The sequence below is a fragment of the Pseudoalteromonas sp. SR44-2 genome (genome assembly GCF_014163745.1).
Classification (GTDB): Bacteria; Pseudomonadota; Gammaproteobacteria; order Enterobacterales; family Alteromonadaceae; genus Pseudoalteromonas; species Pseudoalteromonas distincta.
The window spans coordinates 41,685-68,146 of record NZ_JACJDW010000013.1 but is presented as its reverse complement, the minus strand read 5'-3'; the positions used below and the strand labels follow the sequence as shown (position 1 = coordinate 68,146).

Annotated in this window: 19 protein-coding genes; 13 read left to right on the top strand and 6 right to left on the bottom strand. The window is 40.2% G+C overall.

Annotated elements, in window-relative coordinates:
• The first annotated feature begins 5 nt into the window (after positions 1-5).
• The 5 genes from H5115_RS09990 (at position 6) to H5115_RS09970 (ending at position 7,837) form a co-directional block, all read left to right on the top strand.
• Positions 6-1,415 carry a YdiU family protein gene (locus H5115_RS09990; RefSeq protein ID WP_182755026.1) on the top strand — a complete coding sequence of 470 codons (1,410 nt, stop codon included), beginning with the start codon at positions 6-8 and terminating at the stop codon, positions 1,413-1,415.
• Between the two features lie 390 nt (positions 1,416-1,805).
• Positions 1,806-2,867 (top strand): OmpA family protein, encoded by a 1,062-nt coding sequence (locus H5115_RS09985; protein ID WP_182671867.1) that lies wholly within the window; start codon positions 1,806-1,808, stop codon positions 2,865-2,867.
• Between the two features lie 292 nt (positions 2,868-3,159).
• On the top strand, positions 3,160-5,757 hold the full coding sequence (gene acnB / locus H5115_RS09980) for a bifunctional aconitate hydratase 2/2-methylisocitrate dehydratase (RefSeq protein WP_039488618.1): 2,598 nt from the start codon (positions 3,160-3,162) through the stop codon (positions 5,755-5,757).
• Between the two features lie 200 nt (positions 5,758-5,957).
• Positions 5,958-6,590, top strand: coding sequence for a 2OG-Fe dioxygenase family protein (locus H5115_RS09975; protein WP_002958808.1), 633 nt, complete (start codon positions 5,958-5,960; stop codon positions 6,588-6,590).
• 11 nt (positions 6,591-6,601) lie between these two features.
• Complete coding sequence (locus H5115_RS09970) at positions 6,602-7,837, top strand: cysteine desulfurase-like protein (protein WP_182671868.1); 1,236 nt, start codon at positions 6,602-6,604, stop codon at positions 7,835-7,837.
• A gap of 21 nt (positions 7,838-7,858) precedes the next feature.
• Here H5115_RS09970 and H5115_RS09965 read toward each other — a convergent pair whose 3' ends face one another.
• Positions 7,859-8,563, bottom strand: coding sequence for a 2OG-Fe(II) oxygenase (locus tag H5115_RS09965; protein WP_182671869.1), 705 nt, complete (start codon positions 8,561-8,563; stop codon positions 7,859-7,861).
• Between the two features lie 33 nt (positions 8,564-8,596).
• Here H5115_RS09965 and H5115_RS09960 point away from each other — a divergent pair, with 33 nt between their 5' ends.
• The 7 genes from H5115_RS09960 (at position 8,597) to H5115_RS09930 (ending at position 19,584) form a co-directional block, all read left to right on the top strand.
• The gene (locus H5115_RS09960) at positions 8,597-8,995 is read left to right on the top strand and encodes a thioesterase family protein (protein WP_182671870.1); all 399 of its coding nucleotides are present in this window, start codon (positions 8,597-8,599) and stop codon (positions 8,993-8,995) included.
• A 200-nt stretch (positions 8,996-9,195) separates the two neighbouring features.
• Positions 9,196-10,170, top strand: a complete 975-nt coding sequence (locus H5115_RS09955) for an aldose epimerase family protein (RefSeq protein ID WP_182674075.1) — start codon at positions 9,196-9,198, stop codon at positions 10,168-10,170.
• 187 nt (positions 10,171-10,357) lie between these two features.
• Positions 10,358-13,105: a TonB-dependent receptor gene (locus H5115_RS09950; RefSeq protein ID WP_182755024.1), complete on the top strand. Its 2,748-nt coding sequence runs from the start codon at positions 10,358-10,360 to the stop codon at positions 13,103-13,105.
• A 192-nt stretch (positions 13,106-13,297) separates the two neighbouring features.
• Positions 13,298-14,824: a tryptophan halogenase family protein gene (locus H5115_RS09945; protein WP_182755022.1), complete on the top strand. Its 1,527-nt coding sequence runs from the start codon at positions 13,298-13,300 to the stop codon at positions 14,822-14,824.
• Between the two features lie 12 nt (positions 14,825-14,836).
• Entirely contained in the window at positions 14,837-15,598 is a 762-nt protein-coding gene (locus H5115_RS09940) for a SapC family protein (protein WP_182755020.1), read from the top strand.
• Positions 15,599-15,651: 53 nt separating this feature from the next.
• Positions 15,652-17,130, top strand: a complete 1,479-nt coding sequence (locus H5115_RS09935; RefSeq protein WP_182682444.1) for an SLC5 family protein — start codon at positions 15,652-15,654, stop codon at positions 17,128-17,130.
• Between the two features lie 321 nt (positions 17,131-17,451).
• Positions 17,452-19,584, top strand: a complete 2,133-nt coding sequence (locus tag H5115_RS09930; RefSeq protein ID WP_182755018.1) for an alpha-galactosidase — start codon at positions 17,452-17,454, stop codon at positions 19,582-19,584.
• Positions 19,585-19,742: 158 nt separating this feature from the next.
• On the opposite strand, the gene recG is transcribed toward H5115_RS09930, so the two are convergent.
• Genes recG through asnC form a run of 3 tightly spaced genes read right to left on the bottom strand, consistent with a single transcriptional unit; the run spans position 19,743 to position 23,069 of the window.
• Positions 19,743-21,824 (bottom strand): ATP-dependent DNA helicase RecG, encoded by a 2,082-nt coding sequence (recG, locus tag H5115_RS09925; RefSeq protein WP_182755016.1) that lies wholly within the window; start codon positions 21,822-21,824, stop codon positions 19,743-19,745.
• A 58-nt stretch (positions 21,825-21,882) separates the two neighbouring features.
• Positions 21,883-22,569: a tRNA (guanosine(18)-2'-O)-methyltransferase TrmH gene (gene trmH / locus H5115_RS09920; protein WP_007580009.1), complete on the bottom strand. Its 687-nt coding sequence runs from the start codon at positions 22,567-22,569 to the stop codon at positions 21,883-21,885.
• Between the two features lie 41 nt (positions 22,570-22,610).
• Complete coding sequence (gene asnC, locus H5115_RS09915; RefSeq protein ID WP_024595831.1) at positions 22,611-23,069, bottom strand: transcriptional regulator AsnC; 459 nt, start codon at positions 23,067-23,069, stop codon at positions 22,611-22,613.
• 197 nt (positions 23,070-23,266) lie between these two features.
• Here asnC and asnA point away from each other — a divergent pair, with 197 nt between their 5' ends.
• On the top strand, positions 23,267-24,262 hold the full coding sequence (gene asnA, locus H5115_RS09910) for an aspartate--ammonia ligase (RefSeq protein WP_165743488.1): 996 nt from the start codon (positions 23,267-23,269) through the stop codon (positions 24,260-24,262).
• 39 nt (positions 24,263-24,301) lie between these two features.
• Here asnA and H5115_RS09905 read toward each other — a convergent pair whose 3' ends face one another.
• Both H5115_RS09905 and H5115_RS09900 read right to left on the bottom strand, forming a co-directional pair.
• Positions 24,302-25,909, bottom strand: a complete 1,608-nt coding sequence (locus tag H5115_RS09905; protein ID WP_182692454.1) for a DUF342 domain-containing protein — start codon at positions 25,907-25,909, stop codon at positions 24,302-24,304.
• 151 nt (positions 25,910-26,060) lie between these two features.
• Positions 26,061-26,453, bottom strand: coding sequence for a RidA family protein (locus tag H5115_RS09900; protein ID WP_182755014.1), 393 nt, complete (start codon positions 26,451-26,453; stop codon positions 26,061-26,063).
• Between the last annotated feature and the right edge of the window lie 9 nt (positions 26,454-26,462).

The window sequence follows — 26,462 nt, the reverse complement described above, 5'->3', positions numbered from 1 at the left end:
TTACCATGAAATTAGTGCCAAGATACACAGATGTTGCAGAAAACTTCGCAATAGAAGATTTCCCTGCAAGTGTCGCCTCTCCTCAGTTATTACTGTGGAATGAGAGCTTAGCAAAAGAGTTTAATATTAACGTTGCGGCTGATTTGCGTGCCAGCACTTTTAGCGGTAACGAAAAACAGGCGATTCCTGCAGTAGCACTTGGTTACTCTGGGCACCAATTTGGACATTTTTCACCACGCTTAGGCGATGGACGAGCGCACTTACTGGGCGCTATTAGTGATGATGAAAACCAGTTATGGGATATTCAATTAAAAGGCTCTGGTGCTACTCCTTACTCAAGAGGGGGAGATGGACGTTGTGCTCTTGGCCCTGCTATTCGTGAATACGTAATGAGCGAGGCAATGCATGCACTGGGAGTTAAAACCACACGCTGCTTAGCGGTTGTTGGTAGTGGTGAAACGGTTTATCGTAATCCGCCACAAGCAGGGGCTATCGTTACGCGTGTAGCAACGAGTCATATTCGTGTTGGCTCGTTTCAATATTTAGCGACGCAAGGCGATGTTGAAGGGCTTAAAAATTTAGCCGAATTAGCTATAGAGCGACACTACCCAGAAATAACCGATACAGGTTCGCAGCGATATTTAGCATTTTTAGGCGCTGTGATTAAAAACCAAGTTAAGCTAGTTGTGAGCTGGATGCGTGTTGGCTTTATTCACGGAGTAATGAATACAGATAATACGCTAGTTAGCGGAGAGACCATTGATTACGGCCCGTGTGCCATGATGAATAGCTTTGATTTTGATACCGTATTTAGCTCTATAGACAAACAAGGCCGCTATGCATTTGGTAATCAACCTAATATAGCTAACTGGAACTGCGCACGCTTAGCTGAGAGTTTAATACCGCTTATTAGCGATGATGACGAGCAAGCGGTTTCATTAATGACGCCATTTATTAATAGTTTTGCTGAGCAGTTTAATACTGAGTTTACGGCTATGTGGGCACAAAAACTGGGTTTAAATGAATCTAGCGATAGTAGTGGCGAGTTAATAGCAGAGTTGTTAACGCTATTAAAAGATAATCAGCTCGATTACACCAATACCTTTGATGCGCTTACTGAATCCTTAAAAGGAGAAAAAAGCGTACCTGAGTCGCTAATTGAATGGAGAGCTAAGTGGGTAAGTTTAACTGACGATAATAGTTATGAAGTAATGAGAGCGGCAAATCCTCGTGTTATACCGCGTAATCATGTGATCGAAGAAATAATTGCACAATATAACGCTACAGGATCCAGCGAGTTACTACAGCGCTTTATAAAAATAGCCGGTAATCCATACTCTTACGGTGAAAAGTTATCAGAGTTTTGCTCTCCACCGACGAATGATAATGACTACCAGACTTTTTGTGGTACTTAATACTTAACTTTAAATATAACCGCATGATTAAAAAGAGTCATTTTTTAATCAAACATGCGCATATACCTAGGGGAATGCTAATTCTGGTGGTATTATGCGCACAATTAAAAGCAAGCAATATTTCTTTGCATTTATAAGTGCATTTAATTTAATTGCTCTTACATTCCTTGCTAAGTACTAATTTACAAAAAACTACTATATTTATTTTTCAATAAAGTTTTAATTTCGCCTATAGTAAGTGGATGTGTGTTGCGACAAGGCATAGAAAAAAGTAATAAACTTTATTTTTCGTTAAGTATTGATTAACAAAGGCTCAGTTAGTCTATATAAAACTGATTGAGCTAGTATCGATTAGCTACAATTTAAAATTGTTCAAATGGGAAGAAAACAATGAAATTAAAATCACTTACAATTGCAATCGCGTTGGCTGCAACTAGCGCATCTACATTCGCTGCTGATAAAGAAGAAGGTTTCTACATTGGCGCATTTGGCGACTACTATGACGCATCTTGGAAAAACATGCGTGACCAAGCCGGTCTTGATGTAAACGAATCAACTGGCTGGGGTGTTGAAGCAGGTTACCGTTTCAGTGATTACTGGAGCGCACGTCTTGAATATGCAGACATGGATTTTAATGCTTTTGATAAAGTTGCTGGCAACCGTAACAATATTGATGGCGAGCGTTACGGTATTGATGCTCTTTACCATTTAGACGGCGGTCCTTTCTATGGTCTTTTCGGTATTAAAGAAATTGACGTAGTTGATGACAACACATTCTTAAATGCAGGTGTTGGTTACCAACATTTCATTACAGATGGCTTATTTGTAAATGCTGAAACAGCTGTATACCAAGGTCTTGACCGTGGTTACACAGATGTTGGCGCTAAAATTGGTATTAACTACTTATTTGGCCAAAACTCTGCTCCTGTAGAGCCAGTAAAACCAGCTCCAGAGCCTAAAGTGGTTGAAGTAGCTGTAGCTCCTGTAGACAGCGACAACGATAACATTCTTGACGCAGATGATAAGTGTCCTAACACACCTATGACTGATGCTGTAGATGGTACTGGTTGTACTTTATATGAAGATAAAGAAGTAACAGTAAGCTTATTAGTGACTTTCCCTAACAATGCTTCTGCAGTATCTACTCAATACTTAAATGATATTGAAAAAGTATCTGCATTCTTAAAAGAGTACCCAGATACAACAGTACTATTAGAAGGTCACACTTCTGCTGTAGGTAAAGCAACTTACAATAAATGGTTATCTAAAAAACGTGCTGATGCTGTAGCTAAGCAACTTGTTGCTGATGGTATTGCTGAAGACCGTATTACTACAGTTGGTTTAGGTGAAGAGCGTCTTAAAAATGATGCAAACACTAAAGCTGCAAACGCAGAAAACCGTCGTGTAGAAGCGCATATCAAAACTATCAAAAACGTTAAAGTTTTACGTTAATTAAATAGTTTGTAATAAAGACCCAGCCAAGTGCTGGGTTTTTTTATGCCTGTAATAAATTAATATTAGTTAATGGTAATGATTCTTACTTAACAAGTATTCATGAAAATAGTTTTTACCACAACCACTATTCATAGTATTTATAATCGGTATAATCAGTTGCGCAACTGGATGGATTTTCATCTATCCATAAAAGCTTTATAATTACGCGTTAGAATACTATAAGTATTGGGTAACTTATTTGCGCCCAAAGCGCTACCGGATACTTTCACGTCACCAAGAGGGCAATATTGTGCTACAAGAATATCGTAAACACGTAGAAGAACGTGCCGCGTTAGGTATCGTACCAGCGCCATTAGATGCTCAGCAAACTGCTGATCTTATTGAATTAATAAAAAACCCACCTGCAGGTGAAGAAGAATTCATTTTAGATTTGTTCATTCAGCGTATACCAGCTGGTGTTGATGATGCTGCCTATATTAAAGCGGGATTTTTAGCAGCTGTAGCTAAAGGTGAAGCTAATTCTCCACTTGTTTCTAAAGAAAAAGCGGCAGAATTATTAGGTACAATGCTGGGCGGTTACAATATCGCGCCAATGATTGACCTACTTGATGACGAAACACTTGCACCAATCGTAGTTAAAGGCCTTTCAAATACATTACTTATGTTTGATGCGTTCTACGATGTTGAAGAAAAAGCAAAAGCGGGTAATACATTCGCTAAGCAAATTATTGAGTCTTGGGCAAATGCAGAATGGTTTACTAATAAGCCAGCTGTTGCTGAAAAGATCTCAGTTACTGTATTTAAAGTAACTGGCGAGACAAATACTGATGACTTATCACCAGCACCAGATGCATGGTCTCGTCCAGATATCCCACTTCATGCTTTAGCAATGCTAAAAATTGAACGTGATGGAATTACACCAGACAAGCCAGGCGAAGTAGGTCCAATCTCTCAGCTTGAAGAATTAAAAACTAAAGGCTTACCACTTGCATATGTAGGTGACGTTGTTGGTACTGGTTCTTCTCGTAAGTCTGCAACTAACTCTGTACTTTGGTTCATGGGCGATGATATCCCATTCGTACCAAACAAGCGTGTTGGCGGTGTATGTCTAGGTAATAAAATTGCTCCAATCTTCTTCAATACAATGGAAGATTCAGGTGCATTACCAATTGAATTAAATGTTGATGAGCTTAACATGGGTGAGCAAATCGATATTTACCCGTACGAAGGTGTTGTTAAGAGCCACGGTACTGACAAAGTAATCTCAACTTTTGAACTTAAATCTGATGTAATTTTAGATGAAGTTCGTGCTGGTGGTCGTATACCACTTATCATTGGTCGTGGTTTAACTGATAAAGCACGTACATCACTTGGCTTAGGTCCAACTGATGTGTTTAAAGTACCAACAGTGACAGAAGTGTCTGAAAAAGGCTTCACACTAGCGCAAAAAATGGTTGGTAAAGCGTGTAACGTTCCAGGTATTCGCCCAGGCCAATACTGTGAACCTAAAATGACAACTGTTGGCTCGCAAGATACAACAGGTCCTATGACACGTGACGAACTTAAAGACTTAGCATGTTTAGGTTTTTCTGCAGATTTAACAATGCAGTCTTTCTGTCATACGTCGGCTTACCCTAAACCAATCGATGTAAACACTCACCATACGCTTCCTGATTTCATCATGAACCGTGGCGGTGTGTCACTTCGCCCAGGTGATGGTGTAATTCACTCATGGTTAAACCGTATGTTATTACCAGATACTGTAGGTACTGGTGGTGATTCACATACACGTTTCCCATTAGGTATTTCATTCCCAGCAGGTTCGGGTGCAGTAGCATTCGCAGCAGCTACAGGTGTTATGCCTCTTGATATGCCTGAGTCAATTTTGGTTCGCTTTAAAGGTGAAATGCAACCAGGTATCACTTTACGTGACCTTGTACATGCAATCCCTTACTTCGGTATTAAAGAAGGTTTATTAACAGTTGAGAAAAAAGGTAAAATTAACGAATTCTCTGGTCGTGTACTAGAAATTGAAGGCGTTGAACACCTAACTGTTGAGCAAGCGTTTGAACTATCAGATGCATCTGCAGAGCGTTCTGCAGCAGGTTGTGCGGTTAAACTTTCTAAAGAGTCTATCGCAGAATACCTAGAATCAAACATTGTTATGCTTAAATGGATGATCTCTGAAGGTTACGGCGATGTACGTACTATTGAGCGTCGTATTACTGCAATGCAAGATTGGTTAGCTAACCCAGAACTAATGGAAGCTGACGCTGATGCAGAGTACAAACATGTACTTGAAATCGATTTAGCAGATATCAAAGAGCCAATCCTTTGTGCTCCAAATGACCCAGATGATGCACGTTTATTATCTGATGTTACTGGCGAGAAAATCGACGAAGTATTCATCGGTTCTTGTATGACTAACATCGGTCACTTCCGCGCAGCAGGTAAGTTACTAGATGGCTTTAAAGGTCGTATCCCAACTCAGCTTTGGGTTGCCCCGCCAACTAAGATGGATAAAGATCAGCTTACAGACGAAGGTTACTACGGTATCTTTGGTCGTGTAGGTGCACGTATCGAAACTCCAGGTTGTTCACTATGTATGGGTAACCAAGCACGTGTTGCAGACAAAGCAACGGTTGTGTCTACCTCTACACGTAACTTCCCTAACCGTTTAGGTAATGGCGCGAACGTATTCTTAGCTTCAGCAGAACTTGCTGCAGTAGCGGCTATTTTAGGTAAACTACCTACTCCAGCTGAGTACCAAGAATACGCAGCGAAGATTAATGCAACGGCTGCAGATACTTACCGTTACTTAAACTTCCATCGTATGCCTGCTTACACTAAAAAAGCAGACAACGTGATTATTCAACAAGCTGTATAACTTTTATAGTTTGTTTAAAAACCCGCTTCGGCGGGTTTTTTATTGGCTAAAACAAATATTAGATAGTTCATGCTTCTTTTTTTGTATTATTGTATTAACTCTAGTCTTAAATTGCTTTTAAAGTAATTAATCGCGCAAAAATTCCTATCAAAATGCATTAAAATCCTTATCAATATTCTCATTATTTTAGGCGAGATTTTATGACAGCATTAAACAACCAGAATTTATTGCAACTACGTTTTGTTAACCAAGCAAATATTGATTTGGTTAAACCTTCTTTTGATAACCTTCCTGCAAACCTTTATGCAGATGGTGCCTTTCGTAAACGTCGCTATTCAGTAGTAAAAATGCAAAATGGTGAAATAAAGCTACAGCAAGCCAAAGCATTTGTTCAAGATGATTCAATTAATACTTTTCAAGGTAATGTAGAGCGTACTTACGAAAATTTAGAGCAAAGTTTACTTGAGTCAGAGGGCATGAAAAGCATTGTAAATGAGTTTCGCCAACTTACCGGTATTGATGAGCAGCGTGATATTGAAATTCATCAGTTCCGTATGCTTGCGATTGATAGCGATACACCTGCAGCGCCAGAAGGCGTGCATCAAGATGGTTTTGACCATGTATGTATATGCGGTGTTTCTCACGAGAACTTAGAAGGTGGCGAACTGCTTGTATACGAAAACAAGCAAGCTGAGCCTTGTTTTAAAATGGAAATAAAAGACGGCATGTTTGCATTAATAAACGACCGTCAAGTGTGGCATAACGCAACACCTATGAACAAAATTGATGCTAGCAAACCAGGTTACCTGGATTGTTTTGTATTAACGTCTTAAGGAAGTTAGGCATGAACATAACGCAATTACGTGAGCAGTTTCCAGCATTAATGCAGAACGTTGATGGTAAATCGCCAATATTTTTAGACGGACCAGGTGGCTCGCAGGTACCAACATCGGTGCTTACTGCGATGACAGCTTATTTAGGTCATTATAATTCGAACTTAGGTGGCGCGTTTTTTTCAAGTGATAAAACGGTTGAGTTGATGGCGAATGCGCGCCAAGCCGCTGCTGATTTACTTAATGCACCTAGCTCACAACAAATTGTGTTTGGTCCAAACATGACCAGCCTTACGTTTAGTTTTAGCCGTGCAATTTCACGCGACTGGCAGGCTGGCGATGAAATAATTGTAACCAATGCCGATCACTTCTCGAATGTATCGTCGTGGCAACAAGCTGCAGAAGATAAAGGCGTTAAAGTCAATACGGCTTTAATTAACGAAGCTGATTGCAGCTTAGATATGGTGCAATTTGAAAGCTTATTAAACAGCAACACTAAGCTTGTAGCGGTCACTTATGCTTCAAATACCACAGGTTCAATTAATAATATTAAACGTATTGTTGAGCTTGCTCACGATGTAGGTGCACTTGTTTATGTTGATGCCGTACATTATGCACCGCACGAACTTGTTGACGTGCAAGCACTTGATTGCGACTTCTTAGCGTGCTCTGCGTATAAGTTTTTTGGCCCGCATTTAGGTATGGTTTACGGTAAAAAAGAACATTTAGACGGGTTTACGCCTTACAAGGTTGAGCCAGCTAAAGACGTAGCACCAGGTCGCTGGGAAACCGGCACGCAAAGCTTTGAAGCAATGGCTGGTTTTATCGCAGCTGTTGATTACATTGCGGCGATTAGCGAACTTGATGATAGCCATTCACGCCGCGAAAAGTTAAGCGTTGCTTTTGCTAAAACTAAGCAGCACGAAATGGCGCTTAGCGAACACTTTTTAACGCGCTTAGTTAATTATCCACGTATTAAGTTATTTGGTATTGATGATTTTGATCGCCTTAATGAGCGTACACCTACTTTTGCTTTAATTTTTGAAGGGCTTGAGCCACGCGCCGTTTCAGAATTTCTAGGTAAGCAGCATATTTGCGTGTGGGATGGTAATTTTTACGCGCAAGGGTTGTGCAAGCAATTAGATGTGCTTGATAAAGGCGGTGTAGTGCGCATTGGTTGTATGCACTACAACACCATTGAAGAGCTAGATCAGTTGTTTAATTTATTTGATGAACTGCTTGGTTAAATAATACTGATTTTTGGTGCGCTAACTCTTAGGTGCACCATATATTTGTTCTGCACGGTTAAACAATACCCACGAGGTTAAAATATACTTATCGTTTGATACTGGCTTATTGCCTCTATGAGTATGTGTAAAGTAGCCAGGTGCTATTACCATAGTGCCTTTTTGAGGGGCTATTTTACGGTTTTGATAATAAAACTCTGTTTCACCACCTTCCTCTACATCGTTTAAGTAAAACATAAATAACAACACGCGATGCAAAGCTTCATTGTGCTGTAGCTGCGGATAAACTTCACTATGCCAGTAAGGATAGCCACCTTTGTTTACTTCGTATTTTTGCGCTTGAATATTACCAAGTCTAAAAATTTGCTGAACTAGCAAAGGTAATTGCGGTTTACCCACTTCTTCAAAATTTTCTTGGGTTAAATCGACTACTTCGCCTGTTTTTGGATGATAAACCTTTAAGCCAAACGCCCCAATCATCATAAAAATATGCTCTTCAACATACTTAAAAACATGCTGTGCAGTCGTTTGTTGTATATGTTTTAATTGTTGTGCATATTCGGGGTGATTATTTAAGTGTAGGTCGTGGCTGTCTTTTTTCTTTAAGTCGACACCGCCCGATGTTACCCCTTGTCTTACATGCGGGCTTTGCGCGAATGTGGAAATAAATTCATCGCAAAACTCATCGCTTAATGCGTTATCAATAACGCGTATAAAGTCCGTCATGGTTTACCTTTATATAATTATTATTGGATTTTTATGTTTATTGAAAAAGTGATGCCGCGCTTTAGCGAAACAGATGCACTCGGACACATTAACAATACCGTACTCCCTGTATGGTTTGAAGTTGCGCGTGGACCTATTTTTAAGTTTTTTACACCAGACTTAAATCCACATGATTGGAAATTGATTATCGCCAAAGTTGAAGTGTCGTTTGTAGGCGAATTATTTTATGGCCACGAAGTGACAGTTAAAACCTCTGTAGAGCATATAGGCACTAGCTCTTTTACACTTAGGCAAGAAGCATGGCAACACGATAAATGCTGCGCAATAGGCAAAGCTGTGATGGTGAGGTACGATTTTATTGCTAAATCAAAGCAAGCGCTTAGCATTGACGAAAAAACGGCGCTTAACGAGCATATTTACCAAAGCAGTTAACTTTACGAGGCTTATATTTTACATAAGCCCATACTGAGCTGAATTATTGTAAATATATGATGGCAGCTGTAAATTTTTGTCGTGATTTTTTAACGCATTTAGATTGAGTTACAGGCTTCAATTATATACTATTTATATTATATATTGTTGCGCCGTTATAACAGGAAATGTTAATTCGGTAATTTGATTGGAGAATGCGTGTGACATCTATTGCCAATAACCAACCTTTACAAGTTATTCAGCTCAGTGATGGTCAAAATTTAACAGCTGAAATTTTGCCATTTGGCGCAATAATAAAAAGCATTAAATTCAAAAAACATGAAATGACGCTTAGCGTTGACGACCCGCAATACTATCTTGAAAACCCATTTTACTTAGGCGCAACTGTCGGTAGATATGCTAACCGCATTGCTGGTGGACGTTTTAGTCTATCGGGTACTGAATATCAGTTAGATACTAATAACGGACCTAATAGCCTGCACGGCGGCGTTAAAGGCTTTAATAAAGTACTTTGGCAAGTAAGTAAACAAACTGAAAGTGAAGTTGAGCTTTATTATTGCTCGCCCGACGGAGAACAAGGTTTCCCCGGGGAGTTGCAGGTTTGGCAAACGATTAGCGCTAAAAACGGCGAGCTTACTCTGCACTTTAAAGCGATAACGAATAAAGAAACGCTCGTTAACTTTACTAACCATTGCTACTTTAATCTTGATGGCAGTGAATCAATTAATGAGCACCTTGTTCAAATTAATACCGATCGTTACCTCCCTATTGATACAACTAGTATTCCACTTAATGAACCCGCTTTAGCTACAGGCACCTGCTTTGATTTTACTAAGCCAGCTCAAGTTGGTGAGGCCTTAAGCGCCGTTCACCCTCAGCTAGAAGCTGGTAATGGCTTTGATCACTGCTATATTTTCAATGATGACAGCAGTTTAAAAACGATGGCTACATTAACTTCGCCACACACGAACGTTAGTTTAACCCTTAAAAGTACGCAGCCAGGCATGCAACTTTATACCGCAAACTTTGTAGGTGCGCCTTTTAAAGCACGGCAAGCTTTGTGTTTTGAAGCGCAAAATTGGCCAGATGCGCCAAACCGGACAAATTTTCCAAAAGCTAATTTATTGCCGGGAGAGGATTACGAACAGGTTATTATTTACTCTTTTTCTGAGTGAATACAGCTCTTTAATGTTAATTTAAAGAAAATTAAAAGCAAAAATATAGTGATTAAATGCTATCCATAATTCAGGAAAAGGTTGCACTTTTTGCTGGTTTAAAGTATTTATAATATAAATAGTATTTGAAACTATATGCACTACCACAACGACACAACGACTACACACAATCAGGAGTTTTTAAAAAATGATAATTAACAATAAGTTATCGTTCAACAAGAAAACCGCGCTCAGTATTGCTATCACTGGTATATTGGCAAGCGGAAGCGTTGCAGCTCAAGGCGCTGAAGGCAATACGCCTACAGTAGTAAATGAAGATGTTGAAGTTATCGCAGTAACGGGTATCCGCAGCAGCTTACGTTCATCAATGTTAGATAAAAAAGCATCTAATGTTGTTACAGACGGGATTAAAGCAGAAGATCTTGGTAAATTTCCTGATTTAAACGTAGCAGAGTCTCTGCAACGTATTACAGGTGTAGCAATTGACCGTAGTGGTGGTGAAGGCCAAGCGGTAACTATTCGTGGTTTTGGTCCACAATTTAATACTGTACTTGTTAACGGCCGTCAAATTGCGACAGACAGTGCAGGTCGTGAATTTAATTTTGATGTATTAGCGGCAGATCAAATCACCGGTGCTGATATTTATAAAAGTAATACAGCAACGCTTCAAGAAGGCGGCATTGGTGGTACGGTTAACGTAACTACTGCTCGTCCTTTTGACTTTGGCGGTTTACATGTTTTAGGCTCTGTTAAAGGCATGTACGAAAGCTTATCTGAAGAAGTATCTCCATCAGCATCATTTTTAATAAGTAATACGTTTAACGATGACAAGCTAGGTGTGCTTTTTGCCATCACTAATCAACAACGTAAGCTTCAAAATAACCAAATTTTAACGGCAGGTTGGCGCGGCGGCCAAACAATTTCTAACCCTACTGATGGTGTACTGTTTGAAAATGCATACATTCCACGTAACTGGGATCAAGTCGTTGATGAGCAAGATCGTGAACGTACAAACGCAAGTTTAGTGCTTCAATATGCACCATCTGACGATGTTACAATTACTGTTGATGGAATGATTTCAAAATTTGAAGTTGATTCGTCAGTGCGTGATTTAGCATCTTGGTTTGAACCAGACCGTGTAGGCAGTGCAACAATTGATGCTGAAACAGGTACGCTTTTAACTTTCTCTCAAGATGTAGGCCTAGGCGCACCAAGTGGCGACCCTGCAAGTGACTTTGTATCGCATACACGTAACTCACGTGATGTAACTAACAAAGCATTTGGTATCAATGTTGATTGGCAAGTAAACGAGTCACTAAAAGCAAAATTTGATGTATCTCGCTCAACAGCTGAAAACGACCGTGCAGGTAATGATCGCTTTAACGTTGTAGGTATGATTAACAGCTACAGCTTTGACGGTACAGGCAGTATTCCTACCGTACAGCATGATGGCTTTGAAAATGGGTCATTGCCAGATCCAAGCCTAGCGCGTCTTCACTACAATGAAATTGGTAACCAATTTACTGATGAAGATGAAATCACTGAAGTAAAAGCCGACTTTGAATACGTACCAGATAAAGGTCCAGTAGAGCGTATTAACTTTGGTGCTTATCGCCAAGAGCGTGAAAAATCTAGCTTCCAAATTTTTGGTAGCCAATGTCAATTTTGTGGTTACGGTACACAAGCACCGCTTGATGAAATTGATTTTGAAGCATACACAGCGAGTAATTACTTCCCTGGTTTAATCGATACATTTTATAGCTACGATGGCGATAAGATGCTTGATTACTTAGCCGATCAAGGTTTTCCAGTAGAGCCAACACTACAAAATAACCGTTACACAATTAACGAAGACATCACTAGCTTATACATGGACTTTACGCTTGGTTTTGACCTAGCAGATATGCCAGTAACCGTTAATATGGGTGCTCGTTATTCTGAAACTGATATTGAAGTTGCTGCAATACAAAGCTTTATTAGCGATGTAGTTCCAACGTCAGATGCGACATTGTTTGCTAATGTATTTGGCCCTGCGACTAATATTGAACAAGGTACTAGCTACTCAAACTTACTACCGTCTTTCAACGTTAAGCTTGAGCTACAAGATAATATGATTTTACGTTTTGCCGCGTACGATAGTATTACTCGTCCAACTATGTCTCAGTTATCTCCAGCAACAAACTTTAACGAGCCACGTCGTCAAAACTTAACAGCAAGTGGTGGTAACCCAGCGCTAAAACCATTCCAATCAGAAAACTGGGATATCTCTTACGAGTGGTACTATAACGATGCTAACTTATTTAGCTTTGCTGTATTTAGTAAAGAAGTTGACGACTTTATTGTTACGTTAACAGGTGCTGAAACATACGAAATGTCTGACCGTTCGGGCCCTGATTTTGCGTGTACTACATGTACAGACCAAACAGATGATGAGCTTATTGGTAGCTCAGAAGTTTACACTGTAAGCCGTCCTCAAAATGGTGAGTCTGCAACTGTAACCGGCTTCGAAGTGGGTGTTACTCACATGTTTGAAAATGGCTTTGGTTTTATCGCTAATGCGACCGTTGTGAATAGCGACATTAGTGTAGGTGATGATACAACTCAAACATTTGCACTTGAAGGTTTGGGCGATTCACAAAACTTAGTATTGTTTTATGAGCAAGACAACTGGCAAGCACGTGTTGCATTTAACAACCGTGAAGGCTTTTTACGCTTAGTTGATAACGGCTTCAATGGTGAACCAGTGAACGTAGAAACGTACGGCCAGTGGGATATTAGTGCAAGCTACGATATTAACGAAAACTTCACTATTTTTGCAGAAGGCATCAATATCACTGAGGAAGAGTTAGTACAAACAGGTCGTTTTGCTAACCAAATTTATTCAGTGGAAGATAATGGCTCACGTTACGCGTTTGGTATTCGCGGATCGTTTTAATTAATGTTTGAGGCGAATTTCTCGCCTCTTGTTTCATTGCAGCACATTAGTGCTAATACCAATTAGGTTAATTTAACAGTAGTGTATATTAGTTAACCTAATTGGCTAAAATGAAACCACATTAAATCCAAATGCCCTACCGGGCATTTGTTGTATAAAACGTTATCAAAGATACTCAAAGAGTAGTCCATTATGAATAAAACAATAAAAACAATCGCAGTAATTGGTGGCGGCACAGCAGGATGGTTGAGCGCTGCAATTATAGCTTCGTATCACCAAGGTAAAAATGGTGATGGCTTAAAAGTGATGTTGGTTGAATCGTCAGATATTCCAACAATTGGTGTAGGTGAAGGTACCTGGCCCACGATGAAAAACACACTTCAGCAAATAGGTTTGCGTGAAGTTGATGTATTTAAAGCCTGTAACGCTACCTTTAAGCAAGGTGGTAAATTTGTAAATTGGACGCACGGCAACAACGACTTTTACTACCATCCATTTACTGTACCGCTAGGCTACGGCCGCATAGATTTAGCCCCTTATTTAGATAATGTTGAAGACTTTGCACAGCAAACTAATTTTCAACATGATATTTGCGAAGCAAGCTTAGCCCCAAGAGGTATAGCTCAGGGTGAATATCAAGGTAACTGTAATTACGCTTATCACTTAGATGCCGGCGCTTTTGCAGAAATGCTTAAACAGCATTGTAAAAGTAAGCTTGGCGTAGAGCATATTGTTGGTACTGTTGATCAGGTAAAACTTGATGACGATGGTGCAATAAATGAGCTTACTCTAAAAGATCAAACCCGCATTATAAGCGCCGATTTATTCATAGACTGTACTGGTTTTTCATCATTGTTATTAGGCCAAGCGCTCAACGTAGCGTTTAAAAAAATGGACCACGTGCTATTTAACGACAGCGCACTGGCGATGCAAGTCCCTTACGATGAAAACGATGACTCCTTAGCCAGCCATACCATAGCAACAGCGCAAAATGCTGGATGGATTTGGGATATAGGTTTAACGCATCGCCGTGGTGTAGGGCATGTTTATTCAAGCAAATTTTTATCAGACGATGAAGCAGAGCAAAACTTACGAAACTATTTAGGCGATGCAGCAAACGGTTTAACTGCCCGTAAAATTAGCTTTGAGTCGGGCTACCGTGAGAAGTTTTGGCATAAAAACTGTGTTGCAGTGGGTATGTCAGCAGGGTTTGTAGAGCCGCTTGAAGCAACCGCTATTATGCTTGTTGAAATTTCAGCACGCTTTGTAGCAGAGCATATGCCAGCAGATACACAAGTAATGCCTATTGTAGCTAAACGCTTTAACGAGCAAATGGACTACCGCTGGCAGCGCATTATCGACTTTTTAAAGCTCCATTACATGCTAACCAAGCGTCCAGAACCTTACTGGCAAGCGCATGTACATCCGGACACTATTCCACAAACCCTGCAAGAAGATTTACTGCTTTGGGGAAGCCGTGGCCCGCTTATTCAAGATTTTCATGGCGCATTAGAGTTATTCCCAGCCGCCAGCTACCAGTACGTTTTATATGGTATGGGCTTCAAACCAGACTTTACTAAACAGGCTTATTTGTATTCACAAGACGCTCAAGCCAAACAAATAATTGAACGTAACAGCCAGCTTACACAGCAGATGTTGCAAACTTTGCCGCCACACCGCGCTTATATTGAGCAGTGGTTAGCGGCTAACCCAGTTTAAGGATGTGTAACTATGGCTATTAGTGAACTAGTAAACACCAAACACCAAACATTAAAAATTAACCCTAATGCAGGTGTTGAATATGCAAAAACGCAGCATTTAGTTAATTTAAGAGCTAACGAAGTGGCAAAAGCTGCATGCGACTTACCTATATTTTTAGCGCGAAATGCGCAAAACGGCAGTTATACCGTATCGGGTTTAACAAGCTTTAGTGCTGGGCAAAGTTTATTGGTTAATAACAACCAGTGGCAGGCGCTTTACACACCGGTATGTATACAAACTCACCCTCTTTATTTAATGACCCGTGAAGCAAATAACAGCGACTACTTTATTGCGATTGATGATCAAAGCTCAGCCGTAAATACGCAGCAAGGCGAGGCACTATTTGATGCTAAAGGTAAGCCAAGCTTATTTTTGAATTCACAGCAAAAGCTACTTGAGAGCGATTTAAAAAATGATTATCAAACGTATCAATTTACCCAAGAAGTAGCGCGCTTAGGGCTTATTAAAAACATAGATATTGTATTGCAGTTTGAACAAGGCGAAACCCAAACTATTCAAGGTTTGAGCACCGTTGATGAAGACAAACTGCAAACTTTAGATAGCGATACCGTTGCAAACTTACTCAAGCAAGGTTACCTAAGTGTGCTTAACAGTATGCTTATTGCTCTGTTTCAGTTAAATGCATTGGTAAAGCTGCACAACCAACGTCCCGAACTTATGCCTTTAAAGCAAATTAAGTTAGAACTAAGTCGAGATGCGCACGCGCTGTAGCGTGCACTTTTTTATTACACAGACATTGCGCGTAACGCGTAGGAGACACACACATGTCAGATAACATTTTACAGCTGGTGGTTTTTGTTTTTGTCACCGCTTTAATCGGTGGCCTTACTTATTGGAAATGCCGAGGCCAAAATCGTAATAACGGACAAAGCCAAACCAAAGAGTATTTTTTAGCGGGCGGTGGCCTTACTTGGATGTTTGTTGCAGGTTCAATCACATTAACTAATTTAAGTACTGATCAGCTTGTAGGTATGAATGGCAACCAAATGGCTTTGCTTGTTTGGTGGGAGCTTGCAGCGATTATTGGCTTAATTATTTTAGCTAAAGTCTTCATTCCTGTTTATTACAAATACAATTGTACTACCACCACAGAGCTTTTAGAAAAGCGCTATAACAACAAACATATTCGCGCTGTTATTGGGGGATTATTCTTTTTAGGTAATGCACTTATTTACATGCCAGCGGTAATTTACTCAGGTGCGCTATTTATGCAAACCATGTTTAAGGTTGATATTCCGCTAATGTATATTGCCACCGCATTTGCCATTGTAGGTGCTATTTATGCGTTTTTTGGTGGTCTACGTGCAGTTGCAGTGTCTGATACATACAACGGTTTACTGGTACTGGGTATGGCTGTTTTAGTGGTGTTTTTAGCACTTAATGCGATTAATTATGACTTTACGGGTATTCCTGAGGAGCGCTTAACACTCATAGGCGATGCTGACTCACCTATTCCGTGGCCAACACTTTTAACCGGTATGATCTTTATTCAAATGTATTACTGGGGTACTAACCAAACAATTACGCAACGAGCCATGGCAGCACCTAATGTTAAAGAAGCGCAAAAAGGTATATTTGCCGCAGCGGGAATTCGTTTTTTAATCGTCCCTGCCATTGTGGTATTACCGGGTATTATTTCATTTAAACTTTACGGCGATATTGGCGACGCTGCTTATGGTCGAATTGTAGGTGATGTAATGCCAGCATGGTTAACTGGTGTGTTTGCAGCGGCAATGGCAGCGGCAGTGCTGTCTACTTACAACAGCTTATTAAATTCAGCTACAGCACTATATGTATGTGACATTCACGAAGCTTACTTTAATAAAGAGCCAAGTGTTGTAAAGCTAAGTGGTTACGTAACATTGCTACTAACAAGCTTAACACTGGTACTTGTACCAATTTACCAGCAAGCAGACAGTATTATTAACTTGCTACAGCAATTAAATGGCTTATTAAGTATGCCTATATTCTCAATTTTTGTAGTGGGCTTATTATTTAAAAATGTTGATGCACGTGCAGGTATTGCAGCAGTAATTTTAGGTGTTGTAATGTACGGCATGCTTACGTTTGCAAACTCCCCACTACATACTGACATTCATTACATTCACTTAATGCCAATTACACTGATTGTATGTGTAGCTTTTGCATTGATAGTAAATAAAGTGGTATTTGGTTTGAATGCGCAGTGGGCAGGTAAAACACCGGCACTTGATGACGCAGGACAAGTACAAGTACAAAAATAGATTGTAAATAGTTTAAGCTGACAAAATCGGTCATGGGGCAACTCTGGCCGATTTTTTATATATATTAAAAGCAATAACAGAGCTTTAAAGTAAAGGTTAGTTTAATACCTTTTATTACAGTGGTACTTCCAGTGAGTTTATCTGACTATTTGCGATGTAAAGACTATCAAAACCTAATTTGTATGATATATACTATTATTATTGAGTGTCACCATCTGATAGATTGTGGCTCAAGCAAAGAGATACATTTAGTAAATAGTGTAGCTTACTAATTTTCGTTATATTTATAACTCACACAATGAACAAGAGGATAGGAAAATCATGGCCGACACTAAATCATTTTATCGATTAGACAGTGTAAACAGCACCGTTATTTTCGACTGCCAGAGCAAAACACCGGCGTTACTGTACTTTGGTAAGCGCCTATCTGAGCAAACAACAGAAACAATGCTTACTCAGCTTGCTACCCGTCAAGAAGTAAAATGTGCCGTGGTTGAAGAAGCGCCTATTTCTCTATCTCCTTTATTAGGCGAAGGCTTTACTGGCGCGCCAGGGCTTGAGCTAGTAAATGATTCAATTGCATGGTCAGTTGGGCCAGAGCTTCAAGAAGTGCGTCAGCCTTCAAGTGCGACTGTTGAGTTTGTAAGTGTAGATAAGCTTCGTGGTATTGAAGTCGTGCACAGCATTACGCTTGACAACAACAGTGACGTACTAAGTGCACATACTGTATTAACTAATTTAGGTGACTCACCACTGAGCGTTAATTTTTGCGCCGCGCCAACATTTCAATTGCCAGACAGCGTAAGTAAAATAGTGAGCTTTGAAGGTCGTTGGTCAAACGAATTCCAGCGTCAATCTGTTGATTTAGTGCTTGGCAGCTTTGTACGTGAAAACCGTAAAGGCAAAACATCACACGATGTGTTTCCTGGTTTATTAGTGCATAACGAAAATGCAGGCGAGCACCACGGCGAATGTTACGGCTTTCATTTAGGTTGGAGCGGCAACAATAAACTACGCGCAGAGCTTCTAGCTGAAGGTCGTCGTTATGTACAAATGGGTGAGCTATTACTTCCTGGTGAGCTTACGCTTGCTAAAGGTCAAACGTATCAAAGCCCGAGCATTTATGGCTCGTTTTCAAGTGAAGGTTTTAGCGCACTTTCTCGTAATTTTCATCGTTTTGTTAAAGCTAATTTACTTAGCCAAGCTCAACGTGAAAAAGCGCGCCCTGTGCATTACAACACGTGGGAAGGTATTTACTTTGATCACGACGTAGACACGCTTAAGCAGTTAGCCGACAAAGTAGCGCCGTTAGGTATTGAGCGTTTTGTACTTGATGATGGCTGGTTTAAAGGCCGCCGTGGCGACAATGCAGGCTTAGGTGATTGGACAGTAGATTACAAAATTTACCCAGATGGCTTATCGCCAGTCATTGATCATGTTAATAGCTTAGGTATGGAGTTTGGTATTTGGTTTGAACCAGAAATGGTCAACCCAGATAGCGATTTATACCGCGCGCATCCTGATTGGGTTTTAGGCTCAGAAAATAACGAGCAGTTAAGCTTTAGAAATCAGCTCGTACTTGATTTAACGCGCTCTGAGGTTGTTGAGTACCTATACAAAGCGATTGACGATATTTTAGTTGAATACCCAACTATTAAGTACATTAAATGGGATATGAACCGCGATATTAACCATGCGGGTAATTTTGATGGCAAGCCTGCTGTTCATCAGCAAACATTGGCACTTTATCGTTTAATTGACCGTATTAAAGCGGCGCACCCTGGTCTTGAAATAGAAAGCTGTTCGTCAGGTGGTGCACGTGTAGATTACGGCGTACTTGCACACACAGACCGTGTATGGACGTCAGATTCAAATGATGCGCTTGATCGCCTTGAAATACAGCGTGGATGTTCGTTCTTTTTCCCATCGTCGGTAATGGGCGCTCACGTAGGCCCACGCGATTGTCATATTACAGGGCGTAATGTAAGTATTGAAATGCGTGTTGCGGTATCAATGTTTGGCCACATGGGAATCGAAATGGACCCACGTGAGCTGACCGATCACGAATACAATGCACTTAAAGCGGCAATAGCACTTCACAAAGAGCATCGTGAGTTTATTCATGCTGCCGATTTATACCGCCTAGATAGCGACGATTTATCTATTAACTTTGGTTTAATCGATGAGCAAAAAACAAAAGCGTTATTCGCCTATAACAGCGTTCGCGAAACACCGCGTACAGCGCCTAATAAGCTTCGTTTTGTTGGCCTAGATGCCGATGCGCAGTACACACTTAATTTAGTGTGGCCGGTAAAATTTGAAGAGTATCGTCCATCTTCTATTGCTGCGGTAAATGGTCAAACATTTACCGGTGAAGCGTTAATGCAGTTTGGTTTACAAATGCCAATTTCATTCCCGCAAACATCGCTTATATTTGAGCTTAACAAAGCTTAAATTTAACTAAGAGCAGTAAAGGGCGAAAATCGCTTTTATGCTGCTCTATTGAGATATCAGTAGTCAGCTTTATATTGTTTAGAGCTGACTTTTTTATATCTTTAGTAAGCTAATTTAGTAAATTAACTTAGTAAACTCAAAAGTATAAAATAGAGTGGTTACGCTTGCGCGTAATTTTGCTTGTTACCCAACCAACGTTGAATTAGTGGGTCAACAACCTCTGGATGTTGCTTAAGCATTTGCTGTGCAATTGGCCTTACTTGATTAAGTATGTGCTTATCGCGGGTAAGATCGGCAATTTTAAACTCGGCTAACCCTGTTTGTTTTGTACCGAGTACTTCACCAGGGCCACGAATTTCTAAATCGCGCTCTGCTATCACAAAGCCATCGTTACTATCGCGTAGTACACCTAATCGCTTTTGAGCAGTATGAGACAGTGGTGCGTGGTATAAAAGCACGCAATGCGATGCAGTAGCGCCACGGCCAACCCGCCCACGTAACTGATGCAGCTGTGCTAAGCCTAAGCGCTCGGGGTTTTCTATAATGATTAAGCTCGCATTAGGGACATCTACACCAACTTCAATAACCGTAGTGGCTACTAATACGTGTATATTACCTGCTTTAAACTCGCTCATAATGGCTTGTTTTTCAGCTGATTTCATTCGCCCATGTACTAAGCCTACGTTTAGCTCTGGTAATGCTTCTTTTAACTGCAGTGCACTATCTTCAGCTGCTTGGCATTGCAGTACTTCAGATTCATCAATAAGTGTACATACCCAGTAAACTTGGCGGCCTTGCTCGTTGCACGCTAATTTAACGCGGGCAATAATATCGTCTCTGCGAGTATCAGGAAGTGCCACTGTTGTGATTGGCGTACGCCCAGGTGGCAGCTCGTCAATCACAGAGGTTTCTAAGTCGGCATAGGCGGTCATGGCGAGTGTACGTGGAATGGGTGTTGCGGTCATGACTAGTTGATGAGGGTAACAATCACCAAATTTACCTTTTTCACGCAGTGATAAACGCTGGTGGACACCAAAGCGGTGTTGTTCATCAATAACGATAAGCACTAAGTTATTAAACTTAACTTCATTTTGAAATAAAGCGTGAGTACCTACAATCATTTGCGCCTCACCGGAGGCTATTTTTTCAAGTGTTGCTACGCGCTCTTTGCCTTTTGTTTTACCGCCAAGCCAAGCAACGGTTATACCTAGTTGATTAAACCACGTTGTAAAATTAACACCATGTTGCTCTGATAAAATTTCAGTAGGAGCCATTAAAGCGACTTGAAAGCCCTGCGCAATGGCTGTTAGTGCACTAAGTGCTGCTACTAAGGTTTTACCAGAGCCTACATCGCCTTGTACTAAACGCATCATGGGATACGCGTGTTGCATGTCACCTTTAATCTCAGCAACTACGCGGCTTTGCGCATTTGTGGGGGCAAAAGGAAGTTGCTCTAAAAACTGGCTTTCTAATGTGTTTACCGGATTTAATGCCACGGCTTTAACTTGTTGCCCTTGCTCTCGTACTTTTAATAAGCTGAGGTTTTGAGCAAGTAACTCCTCAAATACAAGGCGCTGTTGAGCAGGGTGAGTACCTTGCTCTAATGCAGTTACATCAACATCATTTGGTGGGCGGTGCAGTAATAATAAGGCGTCACTTAGCGGCATATTTGATGGCTGCCACTGTGAAGGCAGTAGTTCTTCTACTGAGTATTTATTTAGTAAATCAATAGCCTGTTCGCTTAAAGCTCTAATCGATAGTTGCTTTAAGCCTTCGGTTGTTGAATAAACGGGCGTTAATGTTGTCGCTACCGGCTGCTCGTTAGAGGTATCGCTGATGCTGTATTCAGGATGACTCATTTCAAAGCCAACACGGCCACGGCGCACTTCACCAAAACAACGTATTATTTTACCAGCGCTAAATGCGTTTTTTTGTGCGGCGGTAAAATTAAAAAATCGTAGTGTTAGCCTGCCAGTACCATCATTGATTTGGCAAACAAGCATGCGCCTTTTTCCAAACGTGATTTGGCTTGTTTCAATTGTTGCTTCAACACTCACGTGGCTATGTAGTGACAACTCATTAATCGCGTATAAGCGAGTGCGATCTTCATAGCGAAGTGGCAAATGAAAAAGCATATCTTGCACAGTTAAAATACCTAGCTTTAACAAACGCTCAGCCATTTTTGGGCCGACCCCTTTGAGCTCTGTAATTGGGTATTGATTTAAGCTAGGTTTAGACAAATTATATCAATCTTATTATTTGTGAATAAGTTAAGTGTACTTACAGAGCTTTAGTCCATCAAGTATGTTTTAAAGCTTGCCAAAATTGCTCGTCAGCGACTATTTCGCCGTTTTCATCAAGTGCAGGATAAGGTAATTTTTTTTGTTTACACTGCCTTGCGATAATAGGGTGGCAGCCTTCAAAGTAGAGTGGATGTTTAACTTCGGCGCTCAACATATCTCTATTATATAAACCAGCCAGCTCACGTTGGCGCTGTGCTTCAAACAATATTAGCGCAGCAGCAACTGAAACATTTAGCGATTGCACCATGCCTTGCATTGGAATAATAATATTTTGATCGGCATATTCTAGGGCTTTTTCTGAGATCCCTGTTTTTTCTTGTCCAACAATAATAGCCGTTGGCTTGGTGTAATCTACTTCTCTAAAATCAACGGCATCTTCTGATAAGTGAGTCGCGAGTATTTGTATTTCTGGATTGCGTTCACGCATTGCAGTAACAGCATCATCAATATTTCTATGTAAGTGCGTCTCTAGCCAGTTTTTACTGCCACCTGAGGTGTTATTAGTTAGCCATTTTTGCTTTTCAGGCCATACAGCATGTACGTGATGACAACCAACCGCATCAGCACTTCGTACTATTGCAGATAAGTTATGGTGTTTGTGCACGTCTTCTAAGCACACGGTTAAGTCTGTTTGACGGCGCGAAAGTACGTCTTCGATTCTTTGGTAGCGAGTTTGCTGCATGGTTATCCTCTTTTTTCGGCAATTATACGAGATTTTTACAGTTAAGGCATTACCGTACGGCTAATTGGATTTTGTAGAGAAATCAGTGTTTCTGTTGATTGAATGGCTTCTATTGCTTGTATCTTATTAATCAGCACATCTTGTAAGTGATCAATGGACTTTGTCATTACCTTTATAAATATACTGTAGTTACCTGTTGTGTAATAAGCCTCTACCACTTCCTCCAATGCTTCTAGCTTTATAAGTGTTTGTGGGTAATCACGTGCGTTATTTAAATTAATACCTATAAAGCAACACACATCGTAGCCTAACTGTTTAGTATTAATCGTTAATTGGGTGCCTGTAATGATCCCTGCTTGCTTCATTTTTTCAATTCTTACGTGAATTGTCCCTGCGCTTACATTAAATCTTTTTGCTAATTCGGCGTACGCAGTACGGGCATTTTCCATTAATGCATGAAGTATCTGTTTATCGAGATTATCGATTAAATAATTTTCCATTATATTTTTCTCATAAAATTATCGAATATATGATTTTTATACCACTTAATTGATGGTTTTAATATGTTAAAGCTATTTTTGTTATGGGATATTGAATTAATTAATCAAATCGTTACATTAACCTCATTAAAGGCGCTCATTAGGGCGCTTTTTATCAATTAAGCAAGTAACAATAACTGGGAATGAGGCCAATTATTATGAGTTCACACTATGTGCAGCAACAGCAGCAAATAAGTAAAGTTAAGCAATTTTTTTCACAGCAACTAGAAACCCAACTTGGGCTGGTTGAGGTTCAAGCCCCTATTTTGGCTAAAGTAGGTGACGGCACGCAAGATAACTTAAGCGGCCATGAAAACGCAGTTGCTGTAAATGTAAAAGCGATTACAGATAGCCGCTACGAAGTGGTGCATTCACTGGCTAAGTGGAAACGTAAAACACTCGCAACTTATGGCTTTGGTGTTGGTGAGGGTATTTACACTCAAATGAAAGCTTTGCGCCCAGATGAAGATTCATTAAGTCCTATTCATTCTGTATATGTTGATCAATGGGATTGGGAAAAAGTAATTAACGAAACCACAGAGCGTTCGCTGGCAACACTAAAGCAAACTGTTCAATCTATTTATAAAGGGATAAAAGAGACGGAAGCTTTTGTAAGTGAGTCTTATGGTTTGACGCCTTTTTTACCGGACGACATTAAGTTTGTGCACAGTGAAGAGCTACGTAAAATGTACCCTGACTTTAGCGCTAAACAACGCGAAAAAGCCATTGCACAAGAGTATGGTGCTGTATTTTTAATTGGTATTGGTGGCGCGCTTGGTGATGGCAAAATCCATGATGTAAGAGCCCCTGATTACGATGATTGGTCTACGCCGACATGCGAGCAATACATGGGTTTAAATGGTGATATTTTAGTATGGAACCCAGTACTTGAAGACGCCTTTGAAATTTCATCAATGGGTATACGTGTAAGTCCTGAAGTTTTAAAAGCGCAGTTAAGGGTTACTGGAGATGAAGACCGCTTAGAGTTTGATTGGCATAAAGCGCTACTACAAAGTAAATTTCCGCAAACAATTGGCGGTGGAATAGGGCAGTCGCGCTTGGCTATGCTCTTGCTACAAAAGCAGCATATTGGTCAAGTACAAGTGGGTGTATGGCCGCAGCAAACACATGCTGAGGTAAGCGGTCTACTTTAAATGTGAATAAATTTGAGTGCTCAATAGAGCACTCTGTTATTAGCTTGTTTTGAACTCTATTTCAATTTTGTTATTCAAAAGTTTAACGTTGCACGGAGGGTAATTGCGGATTGTTTTGAGTACTTTATCAAAAATATGAATCTCTACACCTGAATGCAAAACAGAATTTACCGCTAAATTAGCGTCGTTAAGTAAATCGTGTAAGTCGTGATCTAAGTTTGAAAGACGTTTTTCTAATTGCTCTGCCTGCTCACAATAATGCTTTTGAGTAGCACCAATTTTAGTAATTAATAGTTTTTTCTTTTCGGCATCTTTCACTAAATCAGTTTTTTCTAGTGCTGCTTGCAACGTGTCTAGCTGTGCATCTGTTTTAGCTAAGTCTTTAAAGCAATTATCAGTATCAGCGGTTATTTCGGCGCCAGAAGCCGCTAGGTTAATAATCATTTTAGCGCCTGATTCATTCCCTATTTCGCCAGCAATGAGGGTCGTTGCATCGAGTATTTCGCCACCAAATATTTTACCCTTAGGTAAGTCGGATTGACCAACTTGCAGTAAGCGTTTAGCTTTCATTACACAGTGGCTTGTTTGGCGATCAATAAAAATATTATTTGCTTCTAGGTAGCAATACTGTGAATGGGATACGTGAATATCACCTCGTGCAATAAGCTTACAAGACAGTGATTGTTCGTCGGCTTTTTGATGGCCAATAATGCCTTGTTTAACGGTGATGTTTCCGCCTGCGGTAAGCTCTCCTGATTCAACAGTGCCAAATATAGTAATATCGCCTTTGGCTGTTACTTTCATTCCAGGGTCTATATTACGGGTAACAATAACACTGCCTTGAAAGTCAATGTGGCCGCTTTTTACGTTTACATCTGAAATGGTAAAAATATCGTCGACACGCATACCATTATTAATTTCAACCGGAACACCTGCAATAGTAGAGACTAGTTCAAGCGGATTTAGCTTTGATATTTCGGTGCCTTCGCCTGCCACTAATTGTTTATTTTCTCCGGGTTTTGCGGGCAGTATGTCACCTATTACGGTGAAGCCTTCTTTACCAGGGGTTGCTGGTTGTTGGCGAATAAGCACAGAGCCTGGCTCTACGCTTGCAAGCTTGCCAAAGTCGCGCATATCCACGCTGCCATCTTCTTTGAGCTTGGGGGTTTTTAAACGGTCTTTTAAAGTCTCTACGGTTGTTATTAGTTTGGTGGCCAAACCATCACTTGGTAGCCTACCTTTAGCTAATACTCCCTTAACGACAGAACCCGCTGTATGCTCAAACTGTTTTTGCAGTAGCAACTCTAAAAATGCTTGCTTATAGCCACGCACAATTCCTGCTTTAACGAGTTGTTTTTTTGCATCTTCTAAACTTAATAATTTTCCGCCTTGGGCAAGGGTTAGCTCGCCAATGGCCAGCATTTTATCGTCGCTAATTGTTACATTTAAAGTGGCATTGTGTTTTGTTGCTACAACCAGAGTGTGTTGTGTGTTTTCGTTTTTAAAAAAATCATTAATAGCGTCATGATCTATTTTGCAGTCGCAAAAAGCTGACTTTTCGAGAGCCTCTAAAATAAATGCAGCGCTGGGAGGAATATGTTCTTTTACATCAAGTAAAACATTTCCATTGTTGGCAAGCTTAAACACGAGTTAATCCTTTTTTACTACTTAAGTTAAGTTTGTTTTTTAAAACACAACTACAGATTGCTAGAAATTTACATTTGAGTCAAGAAGTCACAGAGAACGAAGTGCTAAGAGGGAAAGAAAGGCTATAGAGAGGCTCTATAGCCTGTAATACTTAATTGGTAGAAGGAAGTTCCATTATTCCATCTATTTCAACTTGTGCACCTTTTGGAAGTGCACGAACACCTAATGCAGCTCTCGCTGGGTAAGGTTGCTTAAAGTATTGGCTCATAACTTCATTTACAGTGGCGAAGTTAGATAAATCAGTTAGATAAATATTTATTTTCACTAAATCGTGAATTTTTCCGCCAGCTTCTTCACATACCGCAGTGATATTTTTAAATACCTGATGCGTTTGCTCACTAAAGTCTTCTGAAATCATTTCCATCGTTTCTGGCACTAATGGAATTTGACCAGATAAATAAACAGCGGTGCCTACTTTAACTGCTTGGCTGTAAGTGCCAATGGCAGCAGGTGCTTTGTCGGTAGAGATAAATGCTTTATTCATGTGTTTCCT